Raw genomic sequence first — 6,245 nt, 5'->3', positions numbered from 1 at the left:
CCGATAGTACCAACGTTTACGTGCGGTTTCGTACGTTCAAATTTTTCTTTAGACATGGGGTGTCCCTCTAGGTACGGATTAGGTGGCTTAAAATAAGACCACGCAACCAAAAAAAATGGTTTTCTTTATTAAAGGAGAAGAAGCTTTAGACTGGTGCTAATACCCAGAGTCGAACTGGGGACCTCACCCTTACCAAGGGTGCGCTCTACCGACTGAGCTATATCAGCACACAAAATGAGTTGGAGCGTGCAGCGGGAATCGAACCCGCATCATCAGCTTGGAAGGCTGAGGTAATAGCCATTATACGATGCACGCAACACGTAACTCTGTTTGAGCTATTTAACCTTTAGAATATGGTGGAGAGGGACGGATTCGAACCATCGAAGGCAGTGCCAACAGATTTACAGTCTGCTCCCTTTGGCCACTCGGGAACCTCTCCAAATTTTGAGCTTTCTCTCGCTTGCCTTATAGGAAGGGAGAAAGTGGTGCCGACTACCGGAATCGAACTGGTGACCTACTGATTACAAGTCAGTTGCTCTACCTACTGAGCTAAGTCGGCACAAGTGGGGCGCATTTTATTGAATGATTTTCCACCTTGCAATAGTAAATTGAAAAAAAGTGCAAAATTCTCTGACCAAACTCCTACATACGGCTATTTAGCTCAAGGTTTACGTCTTTAACCCGCATCTAGTACAGGAAGATATTTTATTTATCTATCGCTTGATGTATTTTCCATGCACTTGTTTTGTTATCCACTATAGAGTTTTGTATGAGCCCATTTATGTCATTTGACCGCGAACGTTGGTCTGAGCTAAGGAATTTAGTTCCGATGACACTTTCTGAGAGCGACTTAAAAGAGCTTCAAGGCATCAATGAAAAGCTCACAATGGAAGAGGCAGTAGAGATCTATCTACCGCTATCTCGTCTATTGAACCTCTATGTGGCAGCCAGACAGAATAGAAACTCGGTACTCCACCAATTTCTAGATAAGAAAGAGAAAGCGCCACCTTTTATCATCGGTATTGCGGGTAGCGTAGCTGTTGGCAAAAGTACCACTGCGCGTCTGCTTAAAGCCCTACTCTCTCGCTGGGAAAACCACCCAAAAGTTGAACTAGTGACAACCGATGGCTTTTTATATCCAAACGAGGTGTTAGAAGAGAAAGGGTTGATGAGCAAAAAGGGCTTTCCTGAATCTTACGATATCAAGCGTTTAGTGAACTTTGTTTCGGATGTAAAAGCTTGCAAGAGAAATGTCACAGCCCCTGTTTACTCGCATCTTACGTACAATATTACTGATGACGTTAAGTGCGTCGACCTACCAGATGTGCTTATTATTGAAGGACTTAATGTCTTACAAACCGGAATGAATTATCCACACGAACCACATCGCGTGTTTATTTCAGACTTCCTTGATTTCTCACTCTATGTTGACGCTGATAGCCAACAAATCAAAGAGTGGTACGTCAATCGCTTTATGAAATTCCGCGATGGCGCGTTTACTAAGCCTGGCTCTTACTTTAGTCATTACACTAAATTATCGAACCAAGCCGCATTGGACAAAGCAGAAGGTATCTGGAGTTCAATTAATGGCTTGAACCTTGAACAAAATATCCTTCCGACAAGAGAAAGGGCTCACCTGATTCTACGTAAAGGCGCAGATCATATGGTTGAAGAAGTGTTACTAAGAAAATAGTAACGCCTTAGTCGCCTTTTCTTAGCGATATCTCGCCACCAATATAGCTCTCGACACCATTCTCAGTTTTGAGCAATACAGCACCTTGTTCATCGATGCCTTGAACAACACCTTCAATTTCTCTAGGTCCAATGATCAATCTAACATTGCGACCTAAGAAATTATCCAAGCGGTTCCAACGCTCTAAAAAATTGGACATTCCTTTCAACTCGTAGTCGACAAGTGACTTATCCCAAGCATTGATCAGAGCCTGCGCTAACTGGTTACGGTCTGGCACCTTCCCATCACACACTTCTTTAAGGGAAGTCCATGGCTGGCCAATACCTGATGTTGTTGGATCCATGGATAGGTTTAGCCCTAAACCAATCACAATATGCGCAGCGCCGCCAGACTGTCCTGACAGCTCGACCAAGATACCTGCAAGCTTCTTGTCATTGTGGTAAAGGTCGTTCGGCCATTTAAGCTTTACACCTTCTACGCCCATCTCTTCCAAAGCTTCAACAACAGCTACACCAACCACAAGGCTTAAGCCCATTGCGGCAGCCATCCCCGCGTCGAGTCTCCAATACATTGAAAGATAGAGGTTTGCACCAAATGGTGATACCCACTCTCGTCCACGGCGTCCACGACCCGCAGCTTGATATTCAGCAATACAGACAGAACCCGATTCGAGGGTGTTAGTGCGCTCTAATAGGTGTTGGTTTGTAGAACCTATGATGGGAATGAGTTCAAGAGAAGCATCGCGACTAACTGCAGACAATTTGTCTTGGTCAAGCATATCCAAACGACTGGCTAGTTTGTAACCCTTGCCTTGTACTCGGTAGATATCTAAACCCCACTCTTGAATACCTTTAATGTGCTTACTGATAGCCGCTCGTGATACGCCAATCATTTCACCTAGGTCTTCACCTGAATGAAACTCACCGTCAGCAAGACATCTCAATAGTGCAAGCTTGGTACTGTGCTCTCTCATGCCAATGACTCCAAAGCCTTATCCAAGTTTGTCTCGCAGTCTCGTCCCATAAAGCGCACTTCATGTTCCAATCGAATATCGAATTTATTCAAAACGGACTGGCGCACTCGCTCTGCAAGCTTAAGGATATCCACAGCAGAAGCCTCATCATAATTGATAATAACCAATGCTTGGTTGGGGTGAACCTGAGCGCCACCTTCTGTCACACCCTTGAACTGGCATTGATCAATCAGCCAGCCAGCAGCAACTTTGATCATGTCATTACTCTCATAACCAACCATATTTGGATATAGAGCTAACAAGCGATCAAAATGATCTTTGGTGATCACAGGGTTTTTGAAGAAGCTACCCGCATTCCCTTGTACTCTAGGGTCTGGCAGCTTACTTGAACGGATAGCACACACTTCATCAAATATAGTGCGAGGGGAGAGCGTATCGGCTGCTAGGCTTTTTAACGGGCCATAGTGATTGCATGGCTCCCACTCTTTCGGCAACGTTAAACCAATCGCAACAACAATCGCTTTATCGTAGAGAGCGTGTTTGAAAATAGAATCTCGGTAACCAAAGAGACACTCTTCTTTGCTTAATCGCTTAACTGTATAAGTATCCAGACACAGGATATCGACATACTCGCATACGTCTTGTAGCTCAACACCATACGCACCAATATTCTGAATCGGAGCAGAGCCGGAACAGCCGGGTATCATTGCTAGGTTTTCTAGACCACCCAGCCCTTTATCCACACTCCACTCAACCAAGCTTGGCCAATCCTCGCCACCACTCACATGCAGTAGGTGATGACTGTCCGTCTCGGCCAGCTCAATCCCGGCTAATTTATTCACGATGACCAGGCCAGCGAAGTGCTCAGTAAAAAGCATATTACTGCCCTTACCCAGTATTAACTTAGGCAAAGCTGACCATTTAGGGTCTTTGTAAAGCGAAATAAGTTCTTCGGTAGTGGTGACTTCAACCAACGCATCACACGTCTGATCGATGGAAAAAGTATGAACATTTTTTAAACTAGCATTGAGATGGAATTGCATGGCGATATTCAATTAACTTACACTGCGGTCATTCTACAGCAGATAAACCAATGGCGCAGTGACTGAATGAACAATGTCATCATTACTCAATTAGACCCAGTAAAGGTTCCCCTAGTTAAACGTTTCTATAAAGAACATTACCCAACGGGAAAAGCGAATAAGAGTGAACTGATCTATTCGTTATTGCTGAATAACGAACTGTGCGGTGTCGTGCGTTTTCGTACAATAGAAAATAATCGCTTACTTACCGGTATGGCGATATCAAAACAACATCGTGGTCAGCAATTAGGCTCCCAGCTTATGGATTATTGTGCGCAACATACGCTTACGGAAGATGATTACTGCTTTGCGTACGCTCATCTCACCAATTTTTACGCGCGACACAAATTCGTACAAGTAGACCCTAAAGATCTACCAAATGGTTTAAGAGTTTTATACGAGCGCTATTCGAATAGCGGAAAAGATCTCATTCCTATGCATTATCAGCAAAATTGTTAGAGAATGCCTCGATTATCTAGTATTTGGTGCTATCCCTTTGGTAAAATTAAAAGTTCGCAATTTTGCATATTTTTAAGGTAAAACAGTCAATATGATTGCCAGTAGGAATCCATTCATACAGTTGCCAACCATAGCGCAGAATCCTGACAAGTTTGAAGTACTACTATCAGCGCAAGAGTTTCGAACTCGCCTACTTGATGAAATATCTCGCGCAACGACTCGTATTAGTTTAGTCGCTTTGTATCTTGAAGATGATGAGGCTGGCCGTGAGATCCTAACTGCCTTATATGAAGCAAAGCAAAAGAATCCAGAATTAGACGTGAGCGTTTGTGTCGATTGGCACCGGGCGCAGCGTGGATTGATTGGCGCAGAGTCTTCTGAAGGCAATGCAGCCATGTATAAAGAGTTCGCAGAGAAATATCAACATTCTGTGCCTGTCTATGGCATTCCCGTTCGCGGCAAAGAAGTCTTTGGCGTATTGCACTTAAAAGGCTTTATCGTCGATGATAGCGTGATATACAGCGGTGCAAGCCTTAACAATATCTATCTGAATTACCATGACCGCTATCGCTTTGATCGTTACCATGTTTTAAACAATGCAGCTCTTGCTGACTCAATGTTTGCCTACGTACACGAACAGATGGTTGCGGACAGCGCTGTTTATGACCTGGCTGATAAGAACAAGCCTGCGACCAAAGAACTGAAACCAGCGATTCGTCAGTTTCGAGCATCATTGGCAAGGTCTCAGTATCAATTCGAAGGGCAAGAGGTTTCAGCAGAGCAAGTGGCTGTAACACCATTGGTTGGTATCGGTAAAAGACGTAACCGTCTGAATCAGGGAATCAACCAACTCGTCGCTCAAGCTAAAGATGAAATCTTCATCTGCACACCTTACTTCAACTTCCCACCTAGCCTAGCTAAAGAAGTGAAGAAAGCACTTAAGCGTGGCGTAAAGGTCAGCATTGTTGTTGGTGATAAGACAGCGAATGATTTCTTTATCTCACCAGAAGAAGAGTTTAAAACGATTGGTGGTTTGCCATACCTTTACGAACTGAACTTACGCCGTTTCGCTAAAGCGAATGAAGCTCATATTGCTAGCCGTAATCTATCAATTCGACTTTGGCAACACGATTCCAATAGCTTCCACCTAAAGGGCATTTGGGTAGATAAGCGCTACATGCTACTAACAGGTAATAATCTAAATCCACGCGCATGGAAGTTGGATCTAGAGAACGGTATCTTTATCCAAGATAACTACCATCACCTAACAGACAAGTTTCAGGCTGAAGTGGATAACATCCTTCAACACACTCAGCTTATCTGTACTTATAAGCAGTTAGACAAGGTAGAGAGCTACCCGATGGAAGTTCAGAAGTTGATTCGTAAGATCACTCGTGTGAAAGCCGATAGGGTGCTTAAGCAAATACTGTAGTCGATGTATTAGAGACACTATTTATCAACGCCTAGCAAACGCTAGGCGTTTTTGTATCTACGAGATAGCTATTTAGGTTTGTTTGATGGTCTTTCGAATCAACATCTCTATTTATGCACAGTGAGTGTGATAGCTTGAAGTGTTAAGCATCCTACCTTTTCCTTAGTCAGTCTCAGGGTTCCAGATACGTGTATCAGGTATGGTTTAGATAGCAGCTAAACGAGTACCAATACGAACATAATCGACAATTACCCTTTACGTATTCAAGCAATAAAGTCTCACTCCTTAGGGCGAAGTACGTACGCGATAGAGAATTTCACATAGTAAAACAATCAGATTAGTGCTCTGCTCTATTTAGCTTAAGAGTTAGAAGTGACCACCTATATTCCCAAGCAGCACCTCCCGATATATAGAGAAGTACTTCATAGCTAGCGATAAGGATCTACTACTAAAACCCAAAACACATACGCAGGAAACGACGAAAGCCTAGTCGTCAGACTAGGCTTTCTGATATGTGCCGGAATAGCATGAAGTGCAGGGGCTCGGTGTCTTTATACCAATTAAAGTAAAAATGTGATCTAATTAAGATTGATGAATTATTGTGAA

At 43.4% G+C, this 6,245-nt stretch carries 5 protein-coding genes and 4 tRNA genes; 3 read left to right on the top strand and 6 right to left on the bottom strand.

Annotated elements, in window-relative coordinates:
- Positions 1-151 precede the first annotated feature (151 nt).
- The 4 genes from ACED41_RS21345 to ACED41_RS21330 form a co-directional block, all read right to left on the bottom strand.
- Positions 152-227 (bottom strand) — tRNA-Thr (locus ACED41_RS21345).
- A gap of 13 nt (positions 228-240) precedes the next feature.
- Positions 241-315: transfer RNA gene (locus tag ACED41_RS21340), tRNA-Gly, on the bottom strand.
- 39 nt (positions 316-354) lie between these two features.
- Positions 355-439, bottom strand: a tRNA-Tyr gene (locus ACED41_RS21335).
- 44 nt (positions 440-483) lie between these two features.
- Positions 484-559, bottom strand: a tRNA-Thr gene (locus ACED41_RS21330).
- A 210-nt stretch (positions 560-769) separates the two neighbouring features.
- Here ACED41_RS21330 and coaA point away from each other — a divergent pair.
- Positions 770-1,693 carry a type I pantothenate kinase gene (gene coaA / locus ACED41_RS21325; RefSeq protein WP_017066910.1) on the top strand — a complete coding sequence of 308 codons (924 nt, stop codon included), beginning with the start codon at positions 770-772 and terminating at the stop codon, positions 1,691-1,693.
- 7 nt (positions 1,694-1,700) lie between these two features.
- Here the strand turns inward: coaA and birA are convergent, their stop codons facing one another.
- Both birA and murB read right to left on the bottom strand, forming a co-directional pair.
- Positions 1,701-2,666 (bottom strand): bifunctional biotin--[acetyl-CoA-carboxylase] ligase/biotin operon repressor BirA, encoded by a 966-nt coding sequence (gene birA, locus ACED41_RS21320; protein WP_017059800.1) that lies wholly within the window; start codon positions 2,664-2,666, stop codon positions 1,701-1,703.
- A complete protein-coding gene (gene murB / locus ACED41_RS21315; protein WP_017059799.1) occupies positions 2,663-3,709 on the bottom strand; it encodes a UDP-N-acetylmuramate dehydrogenase in 1,047 nt (348 codons plus the stop codon). The genes birA and murB overlap by 4 nt, the downstream gene beginning before the upstream one ends.
- Before the next feature lie 66 nt (positions 3,710-3,775).
- On the opposite strand from murB, the gene ACED41_RS21310 reads away from it, so the two are divergent.
- Together ACED41_RS21310 and pssA are read left to right on the top strand one after the other, a co-directional pair.
- A complete protein-coding gene (locus tag ACED41_RS21310; RefSeq protein WP_017059798.1) occupies positions 3,776-4,207 on the top strand; it encodes a GNAT family N-acetyltransferase in 432 nt (143 codons plus the stop codon).
- Positions 4,208-4,298: 91 nt separating this feature from the next.
- Positions 4,299-5,639, top strand: a complete 1,341-nt coding sequence (gene pssA, locus ACED41_RS21305) for a CDP-diacylglycerol--serine O-phosphatidyltransferase (RefSeq protein WP_029235079.1) — start codon at positions 4,299-4,301, stop codon at positions 5,637-5,639.
- Positions 5,640-6,245: the final 606 nt, after the last annotated feature.

This window comes from Vibrio sp. 1F255, assembly GCF_041439145.1.
GTDB classification, from domain to species: Bacteria; Pseudomonadota; Gammaproteobacteria; order Enterobacterales; family Vibrionaceae; genus Vibrio; species Vibrio crassostreae_C.
The sequence above is the reverse complement of the archived record's forward strand: the minus strand, read 5'-3'. Positions and strand labels throughout refer to the sequence as shown.

Bases quoted from the DNA above. Each gene is read 5' to 3' on its own strand.
- coaA (WP_017066910.1), top strand. From the start codon at position 770: ATGAGCCCATTTATGTCATTTGACCGCGAACGTTGGTCTGAGCTAAGG.
- birA (WP_017059800.1), bottom strand. From the start codon at position 2,666: ATGAGAGAGCACAGTACCAAGCTTGCACTATTGAGATGTCTTGCTGAC.
- murB (WP_017059799.1), bottom strand. From the start codon at position 3,709: ATGCAATTCCATCTCAATGCTAGTTTAAAAAATGTTCATACTTTTTCC.
- ACED41_RS21310 (WP_017059798.1), top strand. From the start codon at position 3,776: ATGAACAATGTCATCATTACTCAATTAGACCCAGTAAAGGTTCCCCTA.
- pssA (WP_029235079.1), top strand. From the start codon at position 4,299: ATGATTGCCAGTAGGAATCCATTCATACAGTTGCCAACCATAGCGCAG.